Raw genomic sequence first — 21,143 nt, 5'->3', positions numbered from 1 at the left:
TAGACAATAACTGCTGGGCTGGGCAAACTGGTTTAATGCAATTAAAACAGCAAATAAGCCAGGTAGCCTGAGTGAAAGACTTAGATTCAAATAACAGCGATTCGAATAAGCCAGACTCGAATAAGCAAAGCTCTGATAGTGCAATGGGAATATCAGATGAGCAACTCATGTTGAATTATCAGCAAGGTGATACTGCGGCATTTGAGCAGTTATATTCTAAGCATAAAGGCCCGTTATATCGCTATTTTGTTCGCCAGTTGAGCCAGAAATCATTGGCTGAAGACTTGTATCAAGATACCTGGGGCAAAGTGATAAATGCAGCGGGTAATTATAAAGTTACAGCAAAGTTCACTACTTGGTTATATCGCATCGCCCATAATTTATTAATCGATCATGTTAGAGCGGTTAAACCGCTTGATGAAGCTGCAGATATGGGAGACGAGACTATGGATAACTTTGATGCCAATATTAATAATGAACATGCTCATGGCCGTCCTGATGAGCAGCTTGAAGATGAACAAAAAGCCAAATTACTTAAGTCCTGTGTAGCCAGTTTACCTGCAGTTCAAAAAGAGGCTTTTTTACTTAATATCGAATTAGGGTTAACCGCTGCCGCAATTAGTGATATTGCTGATGTCACTTTAGAAGCCACTAAAAGCCGTATTCGTTATGCCTATCAAAGCATTAAGCAATGCGTTGCCGCTAAATGGCAAGGGGTAACATATGACTGATCGTCATCAGACAGATAAAGATGCAATGAGTGATGAAGAGTTTATTGCCTTACAGCAAGAAATCTCAGCACTCTATAAGCAGCAAGCCCTTGAACGGCCTTCAGCCGCAATTGATGCCGCTATTTTATTGCAAGCGAAAGCGACTCAGGCATCTTCATTAAAAAATAATGTGAATACTGCCGAGAAAAGTAATCTTGTCCAATTAAGTTTTTGGAAAAAGCATCGCTTGCCTATATCAAGTGCAGCTTCTGTGATGCTTATTGCTTCAGTGATGTTACTTAACCCAGAATTTAAACAACATGCAGTGCCGGAACTTGATGACAGTGTTCCTGTTATGTCTGATGTAGCAGCTCCTGTTCAAATGGCTGCACCTGTTCAAATAGCACCTGTTCAAACAGCAGAACCGGCAACTGTAAAAGCGCCAGTTATGGACGCAACCGGAGTAACATCGTCAGAAGCAGCTTATATGAGTGAGAGCAAAAATACCCCTATGCCACAGGCTCGTGTACAAGGGTTTGATGCACAAATTCCGCAAACCAATAAGGCTGGCGTTCGTGGCCAAATGAAAATGGAGTCTGCAGAAGGGGTTAGTGTAGGCGAAGCACTTACATCTTCATTGTCTACCGAACCTAGACTTGAGCGTACTGACATTGAGCGAAATCGCACTGAACTTGATCGAACAGCCCCTAGAATGCATGTTGATTCTGCAGAAAAGGCCGTTATGCAGCTCAGTGAATTGGTCGAATCTGAAGATTATGTTCAAGCGGAACGTTATATGCTTACTATCGAACAACGATTCCCGAATATTGTTAATCCACAGCACCCGCAATATGATGCTTTCAAAAAACTAAAGCAGCAATTAACATCCCAGTAAAACAGTGATGCATTCCATAGCTCAGTGTTATCAAGATTGATAACGCTGGGCTGCTTATGAACCATTAGTCGTGAATATTGCTTTAGATATTGATATATATGAATTTTATTCGACAGAACATCTTTTGTCGCATTAAACATTAATTTGGTTACAATTTCATATCATTTAAATGATGTTTTCCTCCACTTTACTGCTGCTTATTAACCATTTATTTGCTAATTTGAGTCCTTGAAAATAATAATATTTACAAGGATTTTTCTGACTATGAAACTTCGCCACTCAGTTACTGCATGTTTACTGGCATTAGGTTTATGCAGTACTTCAACTTTTGCGCTCGATACAAACAATCAAGGTTATTACCGAGCCCCTGCCTTGCATGACCAAACCGTGGTCTTTACCGCAGAAGGCGACTTGTGGACCAGTCAGTTAAATCAAACAAACGCTAAACGCATCACCACTCAAGCAGCTGAAGAGTTAGACGCGACAATATCTAAAGATGGACAATGGCTAGCCTATACCGCGAATTATGACGGGGCGACAGAAGTCTATGTTATGCCAATTGGCGGAGGAGTAGCCAAACGGGTAAGTTTTGAAAACAGCCGTGTCAGATTACAAGGCTGGACAGCTTCAGGAGAAGTGCTTTACTCAACAGACAATGCCCATGGCCCAGCGAATTATTGGGTACTGAAAACCGTTAACCCTAATTCATTGGCTGTAACGGATTTACCGCTTGCAGATGCGATTGAAGGTACGATAGATGAACAGGGTAAGTACGTATACTTCACTCAGTTTGGCTTACAGGCCAGCGGCGACAATGCCAAAGTTTACCGTGGTGGAGCACTGGGCGAGATTTGGCGCTTCGAGCTTGGCAGCGAAAATGAAGCGCAAAAACTAACAACGGCGCATCAAGGCTCAGTAAGACAACCTATGCTGTGGCAACAAAGATTGTATTTTGTTAGTGACCAATCAGGCAATGACAACATCTGGTCAATGCAGCTTAATGGCAGTGATATTAAGCAGCACACCAAGTTCAATGAATGGCAAGTACGTGATGCGACCCTAAATCAAGGCCGAGTTGTTTTCCAACACGGTGCAGATTTAAAAGTGTTTGATATTGCTAATCAAAACTCATCAATCATTAATGTCAGTTTGACTTCTGACTTCCCTCATCGCCGTGAACATTGGATAAACGATCCGATGGAATTCGCGACCTCTGTCGAGTTTGCCGCGAAAGGTGACAAAGCGGTTATAACAGCAAGAAGCCATGTTGCAGTTGCCAGCCATGATGGCAGCCGATTAGTGCAGATTCAAAGTCCCGCTGAATCTCGCATTCGAGACGGCGTATTAAGCGTTGATGGCAAGTGGGTATACGGCATCAGTGATGCATCTGGTCAGCAAGAAATATGGCAATTCCCAGCTGATGGCACCAAAGGGGCTAAGCAGTTAACCAAAGATGGCAGTAGCCTTCGCACTAGCTTACATTTATCACCTGATGGCCGCTATATTGCTCACGATGATTATGATGGCAATGTTTGGTTGCTAGATTTGAAAAAAGGTAACAATCAAAAAATCATTACTAACGGCGAAGGATTAGGTGAATACCCTAATATCGTTTGGTCTGCTAACAGCCAACTTATTGCGGTAACGAAAGCTGAAATCGGTAAGCAGCGACCGCAAATCGTGCTTTATTCTTTATCTGAAGAAAAGTCTACATCACTAACCAGTGATAAGTATGAGTCGTACTCGCCAAGTTTCAGTCCTGATGGGCAGTGGTTATATTTCTTATCGAATCGTCACTTTGACGCCACACCGGGCTCGCCTTGGGGTGATAGAAATATGGGGCCGATTTTTGATAAACGGACACAAGTTTTTGCTATCGCATTAAATGAAAAAGCCCTGTTTCCATTTGTTAAACCAACCGAGCTTAATGCAGCGCAATTAGCTGCTACTTCTGATGATGAAGAGAACACCACTAAAAAGGCTAAAGTGGATTGGAAAGGGATTAAACAGCGACTATGGCAAGTGCCTATCGCTGCGGGTAATTATGACAAATTGACAGTGTTAAAAGATAAGTTCTACTTGTTAGACACTCATGCAAACAAAACCAGTTTGAAATTAGTTAAGTTTGATCACTTATCTGCAGACGTTAGCGAGTTTGCAGCTGATATCGCTGATTACCAGGTGTCTGCTAATGGTGAAAAACTGCTGATTACTAAGCAGTCTAATCCGAGTGAATTACACATAGTTGCAGCGGGCGATAAACTACCTGCTGAGCTTAAAAACACCAAAGTAGACACGGCTCAGTGGCAATTAGCCATATCGCCAATGCAAGAGTGGCAACAAATCTTTGAAGATGCCTGGTTAATGCACCGAGATTCATTTTATGACAAAAACATGCGTGGTAAAGATTGGACTGAAATAAAGAAAAAGTACCAACCTTTGCTAGCAAGGCTGACCGACAGAAATGAACTAAATGACATTTTCAAACAAATGATGGGTGAACTAGACGCTTTGCACTCACAAGTCAGGGGTGGCGACATTGCTAAAAATGACACCGCAACAGGAGCAAGTTTAGGCGCGCGATTAACGCAAACTTCAAAAGGCATAGTGATAAGCCATATTTATCAAAATGATCCTGAGTTACCAAGCCAAGCATCACCATTAGCACGTATCGAAGTTGATGCTAAAGAAGGTGATATTATTTTGGCGATTAACGGCAAACCAGTCACTAATATTGCAGAAGTGACCCAAGGGCTTAGAAACCAAGCCAAAAAACAAGTATTACTAGAGTTAAAGCGCGGTAAACGCAGCCATAGCACGATTGTGGTTCCTCATGAAAATAACACCGACGCAAAATTACGTTATTTAGATTGGGTCAATAACAATGCCACTAAAGTGACCGAAGCCAGCGATGGCAAAATGGGCTACTTACACTTATATGCTATGGGATCGGGTGACATTGAAAGTTTCGCCCGTGAATTTTATACCAACTATGATAAAGAAGGCTTAATCATCGATGTTCGTCGTAACCGAGGCGGCAATATTGATAGTTGGATTATTGAGAAACTACTGCGCCGTGCGTGGGCATTTTGGCAGCCAACACATGGGTCTGCTAGTACCAATATGCAGCAGACCTTCAGAGGGCATTTAGTCGTGTTAGCTGATCAAATGACGTATTCCGATGGAGAAACCTTTTCTGCAGGGATTAAAGCCTTAGGTATTGCCCCTGTGATTGGTAAGCAAACAGCGGGAGCAGGTGTGTGGCTTTCAGGTCGAAACCGTCTTACAGATAAAGGCATGGCACGTGTGGCTGAATACCCACAATATGCAATGGATGGACGTTGGATTGTTGAAGGTTTTGGGGTGACACCAGATATTGAAGTCGATAACTTACCTTATGCCACCTTCAGTGGTGTTGATGCTCAGCTCAATAAAGCTATTAGTTACCTAAAAGATGAAATGGTGCAGACGCCTATTTTACCGTTAAAAGCACTACCAATCCCTGAGACTGGCGCTGCGAAAGATATCTTGCCGCAATAAATATTTTGCAGCATTTCTAATGAAAAGCCGCTGTCGAAAAAGTAGTCGACAGCGGCTTTTATTTTATGTAGTTTAAGCGTTAAAGTTTGGCCTGTAAGCCAAAAGGTTGATTCATTATTGTCGTCAGAGCAAGATGAATATAACCCTAAAATATGGAAATCGAATTCAAATCTAAGGATGGATATGAGTGACTTTAGTTATTCAAAACAAGTAAAACTCGAGTCGTTGATTGCGGGCGGAAAGTGGCGATTTGTTTTTCTACACGGCGTATTGGGCTGGGGAATTTCAACGGCTTTTATTATCTTTGTTATCGACCATTTCGTCATGAACACCCAATTAGTCAACTCATTTACTCAAGCGCTAATGATCTATCCCGCGGCAGGTTTTTTGTTTGGTCTTGTTATGTGGACAATGGTCAATAATGAATATCGTAAGATGTTTATGGGCTATAGTGAGCAGCAGAAAATGAGCCCTAAGGTTCAGTCAAAACACTGAGTTAAAACACTGAGTTAAACTTTGAGTCAGACACTTACTCAAAACACTTTCTCAAAACACAGGTTCAAAACACAGGTTCAAAACACAGGTTCAAAACACAGGCTCACTTCCTGTTTTCCTAAATAAGTTTACGAATTAAGCTTATGATATGGGTTAATTACTAGACTTACATTTCCATATTGAAAAGCCACTCAATTGAGTGGCTTTTCAAGTGTTTATCGCAGGTAAACTAGTTACAGATTAATCTCTACTTCAGAGTTAATACTATTGGCAATAAAGCAATTGGCATGCGCTTTATCGTGAATCTTTTGCAGGACTTCTTGGCTCACTTCTACACCATCAGCAAATATCACTTTTGGATTAAGACACATCTTAGTCACAGATAATTTTCCCGATTCATTTTTACCTAACTCGGCCTTGGCGTTGTCAGTGTAAGTTTCAACGGTGAGCCGTTTTAAATGAGCTATGGCTAAAAAAGTTAACATATGGCATGAGGATAATGCTGCCAACAAACTCTCTTCAGGATTTACCTTAGCTTCATTACCCTTGTATTCTGGCGCTGAAGAAGCATTAACCACTTGGCCTGAACCGAACTCAATTTGGTGGTCTCGGTTAAATTCTGGTGCAGTATGCTCAAAGTGATCCGCTTGCCACTTTACCGTTAACTTAAAACCCATCTAAAAATCCTTTATTAACAATTTCAAATATTTAGATAAGCTTTTTTGAGTAAAACATCAAATGATGTAAAAGCATTTGCCTAGATATTTTTCGCTGAACAAGCATTTTACCTAAGTGACTGATGAAATCTACTAAAGCTTAGATATTTAAAGACTAGCCTAGAGTAAAAATTCCTTTGCAATATTTATTTGGATAGTTTTTATCCGATTTTTCATCCTCTTAGCCTTTATTTAACAGCCTTAATTGTTAATCGAATGTTATGAATACGTATGCAATAAATTGAGGCGAATACTTATCCATGACTACTATAACCAAATAATAATGCCTGATATTCCATTAGTCTGAGTCGTATAACTGAATGTTGGGTGACTATAAAGTCAGTAAGGTGAGGGGAAACTCAATGTTCAATTGTAAACCTAGTGTTTTATCGCTAGCGCTAGCGGCGGCAGGAGTCAGTTTTATATTAACTCCTAGTCAGGCTTTGGCAGCCGATGAGGTAAAAACACAATCAGTCCAGTCATCAACAGCTGATGTTGAAGTCCAAGCGACTGAAAGCACGGCACCTACCAATGTGTTAGCAGAATCTAACCCTGAGGCTGTGGAAGAAGACACAGATATCGAACGGATTAATGTGACTGGATATAGTCGCAGTTTAATTGATTCTCTCAACTCAAAACGCTATGGGGATACCGTTTCTGAGCAACTATCAGCAGATGACTTAGGTGCACTGCCTGATGTATCAATGGCTGATGCATTAACGCGTCTACCGGGTATCTCAGCGGTACGTACAGGTGGCCAAGCGGCAGAAATCAATATTCGTGGTATGTCTGGAGGCTTTGTATTTTCAACTTTAAATGGGCGTGAGCAGGTATCGACAAGTGGCTCACGTAGTATTGAGTTTGACCAATATCCTTCAGAGTTAATCAGTTCAGCTGCAGTTTATAAATCGCCAAAAGCATCACTCATCGAAGGTGGTGTAGCGGGTACGGTTGAACTTACTACCGTCAGCCCATTAAGCAAAGAAAAACAACACAACTTTACAGCTAATGTTCGTGGCATGTATAACGACCGCGCTGACGAAGTGTTTGGCGCAGAAGAGTTTGGTCATCGCTTAAGCTTCTCGTATCAAGGTAAGTTCTTAGAAGATACCTTAGGGGTGGCTGTTGGATATGCAAGGCTTGAGCAACCCAGCGTCGCGACGCAATTTGTAGGTTTTGCTTATAATGGCTCGTTAGATGTTGATGGCTTAGAGAATGATACTAATGGCCCTGTTGGCGATGACGGTGACATGAGCAATGTCCATAAAGAATACCTAGGTGAAGGCTTCGAGTTACAACATTTAGGCGGTGTTGAAACCCGAAATGGCTACATGGGGGCTATTGAATGGGCACCTGTTGAAAACTTTGTCCTGAAGGCGGATGCTTTTATTTCTCGTTTTGATAGTGAAGCTTTTGCTCGTGGTTTTAGGGTAAAACTTGATGGTGAAAATGCCAATATTCATAACCCTGTATTAGATGGTAATGCGGTGGTTGGTGGTAATTTCGGGCGTAAATCAAAAGACAGTAATACTCGCGTTGAAATCGTCAACGATGACAATCAAGATTTTGATGAAGTAAACAGCTTTGGCATCAATGCAGATTGGCAAGTCACTGATAATTTAAATGTAAATTTAGATGTGTCGTTATCGTCAGCTAAAAGTGATTTCCGTAATGGTTTGCTATGGTCTAACGTTGCAGAAGATGCCACCATCGATTCCCCCATATTTGATAATGATGTGGCAATCAACTATCTACTTAATGGTTTAAATCTACCTGATGTGGGTTTTAATCAGGCTGATGACTTTTCAAATATAGATAAAGTGATGGTGAGTAAATACGGTATTTACCCCTTTGTAAATGAGGATGAATTAACTGCATTTCGTTTAGATTTCACCTATGAACTTGATAATGATTTTATCTCAAGTATAGAGTTTGGTGGTCGCTACTCTGATCGTACCTACTCAAATGATCGCTCGGTATTTGAATATGGTGCTGATAATGCCTTTTCTGAATCGCAACCACCACTTAGGTTAACTGATGAAATGGCCACAGTGGTCGACTGGGAAGGGGACTTTGGTTACTTCCCTTCATATCTAGCGATTGATGTAGATAAAGCGCTCAATGCATGGTTCCCTGATGGCACACCGCAACCTGTACAAACTTGGGGTAATTCTGCTGGAGTCATTGACGCGAAAGGTTATGAAAATGGTTACTCATGGACCATGCTGCAAAGCGGGGAGGTATACGAAGAGGTCTTTTCTGGTTATGTGATGGCTAATATCGATCTAGAAATAGGCAGCTTGCCTATAACGGGTAACTTTGGCGTGCGTGTGATTAACACTGACCAGTCAGCAACCATGTTGCAAAATGTCGGTGGGGAGCCTGAGTTAGGTGCGCAAAACATTACAGACGACATAGGCATTATCAATCAACACTATGCGCGCACAGTTCAAGGTATTAGCTATACAGATTATTTGCCATCGATAAACCTTAATTTCAAATTAAATGATGAGTCTCAATTGCGCTTTGCGGCCGCGAAAGTGATGTCTCGCCCGCCAATTAATCGTCTTGCTGGCGATATTAGTGCAACGGTTTCAGATGATGGCGAAATCAATGGTTCCAGTACTAACAATCCTTTCTTAAAACCATTTTATGCCGATCAGTATGATTTATCTTATGAATACTACCTTGATGACGGTGCGATAGTTGCCGCAGTATTCTACAAAAATATTGACTCATTCATTGATACCATTGGTATCACTGATTTCGATTTTGCAGGGAATGGCTTTAATGTCCCAGAATACAAAGAGCTTGATAATAATTCCCGTGTACCCACCTATAACGGCACTTATACCACCGCAGTAAATAATGCTAACGGTGGTTACATTCGCGGCCTGGAATTAGCTTATACCCAAGTATTTTCAACCTTACCTGATGCTTGGTCAGGCTTAGGCTTTAATGCCAGTTATTCCTATACCGAATCAGAGGTTGAATCTATCACCAGTTTAGGTGGTGATACAACGATTCAATCATTACCTGGATTATCTAATAACGTTGCTAATGCAACACTGTTCTATTCCTATGAAGGGTTTGAAACCCGAGTGAGTGCGCGTTATCGCGATGAGTTTGTGTCAGAACAAGTGGCGATTAATGAGCAAGTGGTCAACTTTGATGGTGAAACAGTCATTGACTATCAAGCGTCTTATCAAGTCACAGATGGGTTAGGTGTGTTATTTCAAGTAAACAATTTAACCGATGAACCCACCAAAAGTTATTTTGGCACCCAGCAAAAAACAGGAACGATTCAATATTTTGGGCGTGAATATTATTTGGGGTTCACTTATGCAATGTAATCACTTGAAAGAAAATCAAGAGAATAAACACCAAGTATCACGTTTGATAAAAACATATTCAATGGGGAGAGCCCACTCATGATGAGTATTTCTAAAATAATAAAATTGACTGCGGTTGCAGCTAGTATCACAGCATTGACAGGCTGTGGTAGTGAATCATCAGAACCAGGTGAGGTATTATTGACTTGTAGTTCGCCAAACATTCCCAACTCTACAGGCACTGAATGTGTGGCTCCGCCAGCAAAAGTGTGTAAAGCACCGACTTTCCCTGATGCCAAAAATGAAGCTTGTATTGTTGGTTATAACGACAGTTTACCTTTACCTGTGGTTTTAGCTGGTGAAAATCAAGCTGTTCTATATTACAACCGCTTGAAGGATAATAATAACACCGAAACGAATCCGAATTATTCGGCATACAGGCTCCATACTTGGAATAACGATGCCTGTAATAGCTATGCCCCACCGTTTGACTCCACAGAATGGAGTAATGGCCACCTGTTTGATGGTGTTGATGAAAACTACGGTGCTTATTGGATCCTTAATCTTAAAGAAGGGTACTCAGAGTGTGCCCAATTTATTATCCATGATGGTGATACCAAGGCGTTATCTGCAGGTGATTTGTCGGTTAACCTCAAGGCTTATGAAGATTCTACTGCAATAGAGGCGCAATTTGATCGCGCTAATTTTACAATTGATGGCACTCCTGATGTCTATAACTTCCCTATATTGGATGTCGGTTTCTCTATTGAGGGGGCAAGTGCCCATTGGTTAGATCAAAATACTTTTGTATGGAATCAGTCAGCGGACGGAATTGCAAAGTTTGTTATTCATCATTCTGCAACCGCAGGTATTGAGAGCGATATCGCAGGCAATATCAGTGGCACACAAGTTGAAGTGGTCACTAGTGAACTCACTGATGCCCAAAAAGCCCTAGTACCGCATTTAGCGGATTGGCCAGCTTATGAAGCAAACTTTAGTGCTGATGAAGCTAAAATGGTCGCTAAAAACCAGTTAATCATGGTGGCTTATGATGGCGACAACAAACCTGTCGCAGCAACCCATGTTCAAGCTGCTAAAGTACTTGATGCACTTTACACCGCTGGTGAGAATGATGCTGATGAAGCTGATTTAGGCATCATGTACGATGGTAGCAATATTATGGCTAAAGTGTGGGCACCTACGGCTCACTCAGTTAACTTAAATATCTATGATGCAGCCAAGAATATGACCAGCACTGAGTCGATGACCTTAGATGCTGAAACAGGTATTTGGACATTTAGCGGTGATATGAGCTTAGACAGAATGTATTACCGTTACGAACTCACCGTTTTCCATCCTGTAACTAAAGTCATTGAAACACTTGAATCAACGGACCCTTATTCTCTGAATGTGTCAACCAATGGCCGCTATAGTCAATTTGTTAACTTAAGTGATGATGACTTAAAACCAGAAGGTTGGGATGACCACGAAGTCATGACGGTAGCAAACCCTGAAGATATCGTGATTTACGAAGGGCATGTACGTGACTTTAGTGCGCGTGATGAAAGCACTTCAGAAGCGAATCGTGGCAAATATTTAGCCTTTACTGAAGAGGGTAGTGCACCTGTTGAGCATCTGCGTAAATTAGCTGAAAGCGGCGTGACTCATTTCCATTTATTACCTGTTAATGATATCGCTACTGTTAATGAAGATCCGGCAGAGCGAGTTGATATAACAGACACTTTAGGCACCTTGTGTGACAAGATTGAAGATAATGCAGATGCCTGTGTTACCCAAGATAAATCAGCCACAATTCAATCAATCCTAGAAGGAGCATTACCAGGCTCAAAAGATGCCCAAGCATTAGTTGAAGCTATGCGCGGTTATGACAGCTTTAACTGGGGTTATGACCCTCAGCACTTTATTGCACCTGAAGGCAGTTATGCTAGCGATGCCGATGGCATTGCTCGTGTAAAAGAGCTGCGTGAAATGAACTTAGCTTTACATGAGTTAGGGCTAAGAGTCGTGTTAGATGTGGTATATAACCATACCAGTTCATCTGGGCTTTGGGATAACTCAGTGCTCGATAAAGTCGTGCCAGGTTATTACCACCGATATAACGAAATTAGCGGTAATATTGAATCATCAACCTGTTGCGATAATACCGCCACTGAACATCGAATGATGGATAAGTTTGTCTCTGATTCCATGGTGATTTTAGCTGAACAATATGGCTTTGATGGTTTCCGATTTGATGTCATGGGACATATGCCTAAAAGCAGTATTTTAGCCGCCCGTGATGCCGTTCAAGCGGTGGATGCTGATAACTACTTCTACGGTGAAGGTTGGAACTTTGGTGAAGTCGCCGATAATCGATTGTTCGAACAGGCCACTCAAGCCAATATGGCAGGCAGTGAAGTCGGTACCTACAATGACCGCATTCGTGAGGCCGTTCGAGGGGGGGCTTTATTTGCACTAGAGCAAAAAGACGATTACCTGCGAGACCAAGACACTCTGCGCTTATCAATGGCAGGTAACTTACAAAACTACGTACTAAAAGACTTTAACGGCAATACTGCCACCGGGAGTAGCTTTAGCTGGAACTCACAGCCAACCGGTTACACCTTAGATCCTGCAGACAGTATTAACTATGTATCAAAGCATGATAACGAAACTCTATGGGATATTTTACAGTATTCAAATGATATTGGTTTATCGTTAGATAGCCGCGTACGAGTGCAAAATATTGCCGCTACGATTCCATTAATGAGCCAAGGTATTCCATTTTTACAAATGGGTGGTGACATGTTGCGCTCAAAATCATTAGACCGAAATACTTATGATTCCGGCGATTGGTTTAACTGGGTCGACTTTACTAAAGGCAGCAATAACTGGAATGTAGGCTTACCGTTAGAGCAAGATAATGCTGAGAAAATGGAGCAAATTATAGCGCTTGCGGGTAATCCTAATTCAGCCCCTTCTATGTCTGAAATTGAGTTTGCTTCTAACGTCTTTAATGAGTTTTTATCTATACGTAAAACGAGCCCATTACTGCGTTTAACGACTGAGCAAGACATTATTGACCGTGTTGGTTTCCATAATATTGGCAAAAATCAGACTCAGGGCGTGATTGTGATGAGTATTGATGATGGTGCTGATTTAACTGATATAGATCCTTCAGTTGATGCCATGGTCGTGATGATCAACGGCAGTGAAAATGAGCAGTCTCATACAGTGCCGACAGCATCTGGTTTTAGTTTGCATCCAAGTTTATCTATGTCGATTGACACCACAGTGCAAAGTGCCAACTTTAGCGAGGGTACTGAAGAAGGTACGTTTACTGTCCCTGCTTATACCACCGCTGTATTTGTTAAAAATCAGGGTGATACACAAGGTACAGGTTTAAGTGCTAATGCTACAGCAGGTGCGCCAGATGTTGTGCCATATGGCAGCACAGAAGTGTTTGTTCGTGGTGGCATGAACGGCTGGGGTGAAGTGGATAGCTTTACTTATATTGGTAGTGGTGAATATCGCGTTGCAATTACTTTAGCCGCTGGTGGTTATGACTTTAAAATTGCCTCAGCAGATTGGAGCACCGTTGATTTTGGCGGCGTATCTGATGCTGAAGCTGGCGTTGAAGAAGATGTTGCAGAGCAACTTGCCCCAAGCGGAGCTAACTTAAGCTTTACAGCAGCAACAGATGCCACTTATGTGTTCTCACTTAATGCAGCAGATAAAGATAACCCAGTACTCACCGTATACAACGAAGAGCCTTTCGTCGGCACGAGTGTTTATGTTCGTGGTGGCATGAATGGTTGGGGCGAAACCAATGAATTGGTTTACATGGGCGGCAGTATTTACCAAGCAGAAATATTGGTATCAGCTGCAAACCATGAATTTAAAGTTGCCTCAAGTGATTGGTCTACAGTTGATTATGGCAGTTTAGATGATAATGGTGCAGTGACCTTAGATGCTGCCAAAGCGTTAGCGGTTGCTGGGACGAATATGAGTCTCAACTTTGAAACTGAAGAAATGTACACTTTTACTTTTGATATGAGTAATCGTTTAGAGCCAATGCTAACAGTCAATAAAGCAGAAATGTTTGGCACTAATACTGTGTATATTCGCGGCGGAATGAATGGTTGGGGCGAAGTTGATGCCCTGAGCTATCAAGGTTCATCTGTTTACACTGTTGATATCGCTTTAGAAGCGGGTAATGCAGAGTTTAAGATTGCTACCGGAGATTGGTCAACTGTTGATTTGGGCGCGATAGCAGGTGAAGAAGCTGTTGTTGAAGGCGATATGAAAACGTTGGCTTCAAAAGGCGCAAACATGCTGTTTGATGTGGCAACAGCGGGGACTTATCGCTTTACGGTTACTGGGCCAAGTTCAAGCTCGCCAGTATTGAGCGTTACTTCGGTGAATTAAACCAGTAATGAAGAGGATATATTAGCCTAGTTATTATAGGCTTCACTTTTATTGCCCAGCTTTAGCTGGGCTTTTTATTGAGAGGTTATAGTCGTTTTATTCAGTATTTGTGGTTAATACTATCAATGCTTACAGCTTTAACCCTGAGCATTATTGCATCTGTATTGGCGGATAAATCGCACATGAACAAACTATCACAAACTTTACCACGGCTAATAGAATGAAAAATAATCAAAAAGTACGCTTAATTGTTTGAAAAATGACAATAAATACAAATTCAGCGTAAAGACGACAAAAGTTGCAGATTTTGTTGTGGTTTTATGTCTATACTAAAGCTGTAAACTAAATAAATGACATAAGTATGAAAATGGAAGCAGGTTGTTTATTAAGTTAACAATGATTAATGCGATTACCCTTGTGATCTAGGACAAACGCCCCCAAATCTAATTATGTAAGCACAAATATCTGCTAGAAAGTGAAGTATATAGCCAAGCTATATTATTAAAGGATAAGTTATCTATGAAAATAAATCTTTCAGGTCACCATGTTGATGTTACAGATACTGTAAAAGAAGACGTTAGCGCAAAGTTCACTAAAATTGCCAGCCATTTCCCAACGTTAATATCACTCGATATCATCATCTCAAAAGAACACGGCGAATTTGAAGTTGAAATCACGACAAATTATGAAGGAAGTCGTATAGCCGCCAAAGCCTCAGACCCTGTTATGTACCCTGCGCTTTCAAGTGCAGGCAAAAAACTTGATGCAGCATTAAAGCATCGAAAAGGTCAGCTAAAAGCTGATTTGCACGCCAAACCAGAAGTCACAGCGCCTGAAATTGCTTATGAACGAGTCCAAGAAATGGATCTTAAGTAAATCAAGCTAATATGAGTTAGATACAAAAAACGCAGTCAAATGACTGCGTTTTTTATTGCAAGAAACTCACAGATTAATCGTTAATTTCTGCATTATGGTAAACGTTTTGTACATCGTCACAATCTTCTAACGCGTTAATGAATTTGTCGAAGGTTTCAACATCTTCACCAGTCAGTTCAGTCATGGCTTGAGGTACAAAAGTAATATGTTCAACTTCAAAGTTGATGTCAGCAATTTCTTCGGTCAAAGCAATGCGTGCTTTGCTGAATTCAGTAATAGGCGCGAATACGCTGATCATGCCATCTTCTAACTCAACGTCAGTTACATCAACATCAGCCATCATTAATAATTCAAGAATCGCTTCATCATCGTCACCAGCAAATACAAATACCGCTTGATGATCAAAACTATGAGCAACAGTGCCTGGCCCGCCTAATTTTGCATCGTTTTTAACGAATGCTTGACGAACTTCAGTGAATGTACGCTTTACGTTATCGGTTAAACAGTCAACGATAACTGAACAACCACCAGGGCCGAAACCTTCATAGCGAGCAGTATCATAATCTTCACCGCCACCGCCTCTGGCTTTTTCAATTGCGCGTTCAATAACGTGAGTAGGGACTTGATCCTTCTTTGCACGGGTAATTAGGCTGCGTAACGCAAGGTTACCATCAGGATCAAAACCACCATTTTTAGCACAAACGTATATTTCTTTACCGTAGCGCGAATAGATACGCGTTTTTTGGCCGGCAGTTTTTGCCATAGATTCTTTGCGGTTTTGGTATGCTCTTCCCATCTTGATCTCGTTTTGAATTTCGAAAAATTGCCGCTGATTCTAACAAAAATAATCGCAGCTGTTTAGTCTATATGGGCGTTGCAGTTGATGCAGATCAGCCGATATAGGATTATTAGGATTAATTTACCATAGATGGTGTTAAATTTGTGTAAGATATTGATTGCTTGAATGAGGTATTAGCAACAATAATCGTCTAGACTGAAACAAGTGATATAAAAACCATATCGTAAGCATGTAGTTAGCATCGGTAAGAGAGTAAAAATATGACAAAAGTGATTCAAGAACCGGCCACCACTGATAACGAAAATAAAGCGACGGTGACAGTATTATTTTATGAGGCTCCTGTGGGGTTATTAATGAAAAATACCGTGTTGACAGGCTTAGATGTAAGCGAAACGGGCAGGGTAATGCTGCCTAATGATTTTAGAGCAGGAAAGTCGATTATTGCTGTACTTGATGGTGAATGTAAAATCCTCAACTCATTAGGTGAACGTGTCTATGCTCAGAAAAATTTAGTCTAATTCAGAACTAAATTTCTATTTACAACGTATATACATAGCGTATTTTTAAGCGACTACTAGTGAGTCGCTTTTTCATGTTCGAATGTTAACAGGCCGAATAGTAAAATTGATTTGCGTATTCAGTTTGTTAAACCGTTTTTATCAAGGAAGTATTTTATGACCGCCACCTTGTTCACCCCGTATAAGCTCAATGACACGTTAACCCTGAATAATAAAATAATTATGGCGCCACTGACTCGTTGTATGGCTGATGATAACTTAGTGCCTACCGCTACCATGGCAGCATATTATGCCCGCCGAGCCGATGCAGGATTAATCATTAGCGAAGCGACCATTATCCGCCCCGACGGTCAAGGTTATGTGAATACCCCAGGCCTATATACACAAGCGCAAATTGAAGGCTGGAAAGTCGTCACTAAGGCTGTACATGACAAAGGCGGCAAGATTTTCGCGCAGTTATGGCATACAGGGCGTGTCGCTCATCCGTTCTTTTTTGGTGAGCAAAACGGCGAAGTGATTTCAGCATCGAATATTGGCATTGAAGGTACCATACCTAGAAATCGCGAATTAACCTATCAGCAGCCTAAAGCCGCCACTCAAGCAGATATTGCGCAACTAGTCAGTGACTACGCAACAGCAGCAAGTAACGCGATCGAAGCGGGTTTTGATGGGGTAGAAATCCACGGTGCCAATGGTTACTTAATCGATCAATTTTTGCATTACTCATGTAATAACCGCACAGACGAATACGGTGAAACACCTGAAAATATGGCGCGCTTTGCAGTTGAAGTAGTCGATGCAATTATTGCAGCTATCGGCAGTGATAGAACGGCAATTCGCTTATCACCTGGTGCATATTTCAATATGGAACCTAATCAAGGTGATAGAGCGGTTTTCGATACACTGTTAAAGCAGCTAGGAACCCGTCACTTGGCATTTATACATCTTGGTATATTTGATGATGCGATGGAGTTTGATTATTTAGGTGGAACGGCGTCTCGTTATTTACGCCAGCAATATCAGCAAACATTAGTTGGGGTGGGCAGTTATACCGCCGAAACAGGTAGTAAGGCCATTGCGAATAACCAATTTGATTTATTAGCAATCGGTAGAGCTTTTATCGCCAACCCTGATTATGTCGCTAGAGTGCGCGATGGACTTGAACTCACCGCTTATGATGATGCCATGCTTGCTGAGTTAGTGTAACTAATAGCAGGAGTTTGCTTTAACTTGCTTATTTCGCGCAATTAATCCCCTTAGCTTAACCCCAATGCTGCGTCACTTCGCAGCATTTTTATGTCGCTTTAAAGTGGGCATAACAGCTCCATTTAATTAGCGCTTCACTTAATTAGTACTGCAGTTAATTAGTACTTAATGTTTATTAATAAGGGTTAAGCACTATTGTCTCTTTGGATAGATAAGGCGGCTTCAATCGAGGCTTCAGGTTTTCCAAGTAAAAAGCCCTGGGCATAATCAATTTGATAGTGTTTTACTTGCGAGAGTACTTGTTCTGAGTCTACAAATTCGGCTACCGTCTTAATGTTCATTTTTTTGGCAAAATGGGTCACGGTTTCAACTAAGTGTTGTGCTTTGGTGTCGATATCAAGGTTGCGGATTAATGAACCGTCAATTTTGATGACATCGATATCAAGACTCATTAAATGGACAAAGTTAGAGTAGCCTGCACCAAAGTCATCAATGGCAATTTTACAGCCGAAAGGTTTTACCTTCACAATAAAGTCATGGACTAAATCATAGTTGGTGATTTCTTCACTTTCGAGCAATTCAAAGGTCAGTCTGGTTGAGGTCTCTGGGTTTGCCTTAAGTAGCTCAAATAGCTCTGCAACTCGCTCAGTATCAGCAATATCTTCCAGTGAAATATTCACCGAAAACTCATAAGGTAACTGACTAAAGAGAGAGAATGACTTTTCTAACATGGTTTTCATCATCCGAGGATAAAGTCTTGAACGTACTGCCGTTTGCATAAACATCGCAGGTGTCAGCACTGTGCCATCGTCAAGACAGATTCGCATCAAACACTCAAATTTGGGCTGTGCATCGGCTGACAAGGGGTTAATTAACTGCACATACGGCGTCACCCAATCATGCTGAACAGCTGATACCAACATTCGGTTTTGATGCATGTTCGCTTCAAAGGCTTTTGGGTTTGACATATCTGGCGTAAATAATCGATATCGCTGGAACTGACGACGACCAATACGCCGCGCTAAATCTGCTTGTTGATGTAATTGAGAATATTGGTCGTTAACGCAATGTGCTCCACCTGCGCTTAAGGTGACATAGAGCTCATTACCATCAATTGTCATCGCTTGATGACTGATATGGTCAATGATGTGTTCTGCTAATTGTTGCAGTTGCTGATCACTGCAGTCACAAGCCATGAGTACTACAAACTCATCAGCCCCTGTTTTATAAAGGCTGTGAGGGGCGCAAGACAGCTCCAGGCCATTTGCGACCTTTTGAATGATAGTATCGCCAGTGGTTATGCCATAAAAATCATTTATTTCACCAAAGTTATTAATGTTGAATACCAACAAAGAACTTGCTTGATGCTTGCTTAAATCAGCATAGAGTTTTTTGCGATTAGGTAAGCCAGTGAGATTATTAAAATAAGCCTCTTTAAATAGGTTACTGTTTTGCTGTTCAATTTGATGAAAGCTTTCAGCTAAAGACTGGCGCATGATTTCAAAATTATCGCCGAGTTGCTGGATTTCATCTTGGCTATTCAGTTTTAGTTTTTGGGTTAAGTCACCTTTGACCACTTTTTGGGTCCAGTTGGTCAAAGTTAAAATATCCGCCGTAACGATTTTACCTACACTCATTAATAACCAACTCGCTAACGCCAATACGCCAGACAGCAACATTAATTGAAAGATAAGTGTATTTAATAGTTCTGCACCATAAAGCTTCACTTGAATAGAACCACCGTAAAACCCCATCAGTTGGCCACGCTCAATAATAGGCTGCATGACCTGACTAAAGCCCAGTACCCATTCTCCTTGGCGCGTTTTATTAGTTTCGACATGTCGAATGGCTGGCGGTCTTTTAGCGGTAATTAACTGGCCATTGAGTGCATCTTGTTTTGCTAGTGGAATTAACTTGGACCACATGCCTTTGACAAAATAATCTGAGGTAGAGTTAAATCCCAGTTTTGTGGCTCTATCAAGCTGAATCGATTCATTTTGTTGTCTATGATGTAAAGAAATCAGTTGGCCATCGTTATCGAGAACCGCAAAGTCTGACAAGGTAATTTGAAATAGACTGGTTTGCTTTTTATCAATGCGAGTTGTCGCTTGGTTAAAGAAATGACTAATGGTTTTATCTATTTGCGTTTTTTGGCTGGTTAAATCAGTGATATCAACCTGGTTACTGGCTAAAAGCAAGTGCATATTGTGTAAGGTGTCACTGACACTCAGCTTAATTAACTGTCTATTTTGATGTAATTGGTAACTGAAAAAAATCACTTGAGCACACACAAGGATCAACAAATTGGTTAGCATTAGCTTGCGATGCAATGGCATTTTTAAATGCAGCAACCAATAGAGTAAGGGCTCAAGTAAGCAAAATAATAGAAAAGAGCCAATCAGTGCAAAAGTCAGCAATTGAGTTATTAACGCAATTTTTGGCCAATCGGCGACTTCTATTAACGAGTTCTTGTTTCCCCATGGGTTAACTGATGTATTCGGGTTATAAGGGTCTAAAATCCAAATAGGATCTTGTTCACCTTTAACCTGTAAAACCAGTTTGTATTCTATGTCGCCATGATGAAGGGGTAATGTGAATTGCCATTGATTGTGGCCATTAGCTCGCATTTGATAATAGGCATCGTCAGGGTGCCAATCGGAGAAACTGCCACTGACAAACACGCTTTCTATGTGACTTGAAGCGGATAAACCGTATTGCTGATTTAGCTCGTCAGATAAGGGTAGAGTGAGATTAATTTCATAAGGCGTGAGTGCATCATGGGACATTAACGAAATGACCCAAGTTTGAATAGGCCATATACAGACAAGCACAAAAAAGATACCCAGCCTAATTTTCCATTTATGGAGATAGTGAGCAATTAAACTCAAAGGCTAGGCCTTACTAATAATAACAAGATATTCTGCTCCCAAATAACAAACCGATAAATGTTGTAGAAGTTGATGTAAATATTAACAATTATGTATCAATATGAGCTGAATATGACCTAGGGTCAACAGCAAGTGAGCGAAAAATTGTACTGTTCAGAGGTGTAAGGAGAATTACTATCTTGTAGGTACAAAACTCAAAGGTGCAGTCTTGTTGTAATCTAGTATCTCAGTGTTATAACTGTGACTCGAGTAATGTGCTGTTACTGGCTGAGATCCAATAAATTACGTATAATGTAAAACATCTATTTCTGCTTATTAGTGGAATGACTTAGGCTAATCAGCCTGAAACTTATATCAATTGAGAGAAATTATCATGAGCGCTATCCCACCATGTCCAAAATGTGAATCTGTATATGTATACGAAGACGGTTCACAATTAGTTTGCCCTGAATGTGCTCATGAATGGAACCCGAATGAAGAAATCATCGATCCAGATGCAATCATTTTAAAAGATGCTGTCGGTAACTTACTGGCTGAAGAAGATAAAGTGACCTTGATTAAAGATCTTAAAGTTAAAGGTTCTTCGCTCGTTCTTAAAGTAGGCACTAAAGCGGTCATCAAACGCTTTGTAGATGCAGACCACGACATCGATTGTAAAGTCGATGGCCACGGTCAAATGATGCTTAAATCTAAGTTTGTTAGAAAACAAAACTAATTAGCATTATTGCCAATTTAGATTA

Annotated in this window: 13 protein-coding genes; 10 read left to right on the top strand and 3 right to left on the bottom strand. The window is 41.0% G+C overall.

Going from position 1 to position 21,143, the window contains the following annotated elements; all coding sequences use genetic code 11:
• The first annotated feature begins 143 nt into the window (after window positions 1-143).
• The 4 genes from Q4600_RS17520 to Q4600_RS17505 all read left to right on the top strand — a co-directional run bounded on the left by Q4600_RS17520 (window position 144) and on the right by Q4600_RS17505 (window position 5,640).
• Window positions 144-731, top strand: a complete 588-nt coding sequence (locus tag Q4600_RS17520; RefSeq protein ID WP_303517369.1) for a sigma-70 family RNA polymerase sigma factor — start codon at window positions 144-146, stop codon at window positions 729-731.
• Window positions 724-1,605, top strand: a complete 882-nt coding sequence (locus tag Q4600_RS17515) for a hypothetical protein (protein WP_303517349.1) — start codon at window positions 724-726, stop codon at window positions 1,603-1,605. The genes Q4600_RS17520 and Q4600_RS17515 overlap by 8 nt, the downstream gene beginning before the upstream one ends.
• 264 nt (window positions 1,606-1,869) lie before the next feature.
• Entirely contained in the window at window positions 1,870-5,145 is a 3,276-nt protein-coding gene (locus Q4600_RS17510) for a S41 family peptidase (protein ID WP_303517347.1), read from the top strand.
• Between the two features lie 183 nt (window positions 5,146-5,328).
• The gene (locus tag Q4600_RS17505) at window positions 5,329-5,640 is read left to right on the top strand and encodes a hypothetical protein (protein WP_102526496.1); all 312 of its coding nucleotides are present in this window, start codon (window positions 5,329-5,331) and stop codon (window positions 5,638-5,640) included.
• Window positions 5,641-5,873: 233 nt separating this feature from the next.
• Here the strand turns inward: Q4600_RS17505 and Q4600_RS17500 are convergent, their stop codons facing one another.
• On the bottom strand, window positions 5,874-6,317 hold the full coding sequence (locus Q4600_RS17500; protein WP_303517345.1) for an OsmC family protein: 444 nt from the start codon (window positions 6,315-6,317) through the stop codon (window positions 5,874-5,876).
• 401 nt (window positions 6,318-6,718) lie between these two features.
• Here Q4600_RS17500 and Q4600_RS17495 point away from each other — a divergent pair, with 401 nt between their 5' ends.
• The 3 genes from Q4600_RS17495 (at window position 6,719) to raiA (ending at window position 14,992) form a co-directional block, all read left to right on the top strand.
• On the top strand, window positions 6,719-9,709 hold the full coding sequence (locus Q4600_RS17495) for a TonB-dependent receptor (RefSeq protein ID WP_303517343.1): 2,991 nt from the start codon (window positions 6,719-6,721) through the stop codon (window positions 9,707-9,709).
• A 78-nt stretch (window positions 9,710-9,787) separates the two neighbouring features.
• Window positions 9,788-14,116: an alpha-1,6-glucosidase domain-containing protein gene (locus Q4600_RS17490; RefSeq protein ID WP_303517342.1), complete on the top strand. Its 4,329-nt coding sequence runs from the start codon at window positions 9,788-9,790 to the stop codon at window positions 14,114-14,116.
• 519 nt (window positions 14,117-14,635) lie between these two features.
• Window positions 14,636-14,992, top strand: coding sequence for a ribosome-associated translation inhibitor RaiA (raiA, locus tag Q4600_RS17485; protein WP_102526492.1), 357 nt, complete (start codon window positions 14,636-14,638; stop codon window positions 14,990-14,992).
• A 73-nt stretch (window positions 14,993-15,065) separates the two neighbouring features.
• Here raiA and Q4600_RS17480 read toward each other — a convergent pair whose 3' ends face one another.
• The gene (locus Q4600_RS17480) at window positions 15,066-15,788 is read right to left on the bottom strand and encodes a YebC/PmpR family DNA-binding transcriptional regulator (RefSeq protein ID WP_102526491.1); all 723 of its coding nucleotides are present in this window, start codon (window positions 15,786-15,788) and stop codon (window positions 15,066-15,068) included.
• A gap of 263 nt (window positions 15,789-16,051) precedes the next feature.
• Between Q4600_RS17480 and Q4600_RS17475 the strand changes: the two genes are divergently transcribed.
• Both Q4600_RS17475 and Q4600_RS17470 read left to right on the top strand, forming a co-directional pair.
• Window positions 16,052-16,309 carry a TIGR02922 family protein gene (locus Q4600_RS17475; protein WP_102526490.1) on the top strand — a complete coding sequence of 86 codons (258 nt, stop codon included), beginning with the start codon at window positions 16,052-16,054 and terminating at the stop codon, window positions 16,307-16,309.
• Window positions 16,310-16,465: 156 nt separating this feature from the next.
• Window positions 16,466-17,515, top strand: a complete 1,050-nt coding sequence (locus Q4600_RS17470) for an alkene reductase (protein WP_303517341.1) — start codon at window positions 16,466-16,468, stop codon at window positions 17,513-17,515.
• 185 nt (window positions 17,516-17,700) lie between these two features.
• On the opposite strand, the gene Q4600_RS17465 is transcribed toward Q4600_RS17470, so the two are convergent.
• Complete coding sequence (locus Q4600_RS17465) at window positions 17,701-20,403, bottom strand: EAL domain-containing protein (RefSeq protein ID WP_303517338.1); 2,703 nt, start codon at window positions 20,401-20,403, stop codon at window positions 17,701-17,703.
• A gap of 373 nt (window positions 20,404-20,776) precedes the next feature.
• On the opposite strand from Q4600_RS17465, the gene Q4600_RS17460 reads away from it, so the two are divergent.
• Window positions 20,777-21,118, top strand: a complete 342-nt coding sequence (locus Q4600_RS17460) for a zinc ribbon domain-containing protein YjdM (RefSeq protein ID WP_102526514.1) — start codon at window positions 20,777-20,779, stop codon at window positions 21,116-21,118.
• Window positions 21,119-21,143 lie beyond the last annotated feature (25 nt).

Source organism: Shewanella sp. 2_MG-2023, assembly GCF_030548905.1.
Classification (GTDB): Bacteria; Pseudomonadota; Gammaproteobacteria; order Enterobacterales; family Shewanellaceae; genus Shewanella; species Shewanella electrodiphila.
The sequence above is the reverse complement of the archived record's forward strand: the minus strand, read 5'-3'. Positions and strand labels throughout refer to the sequence as shown.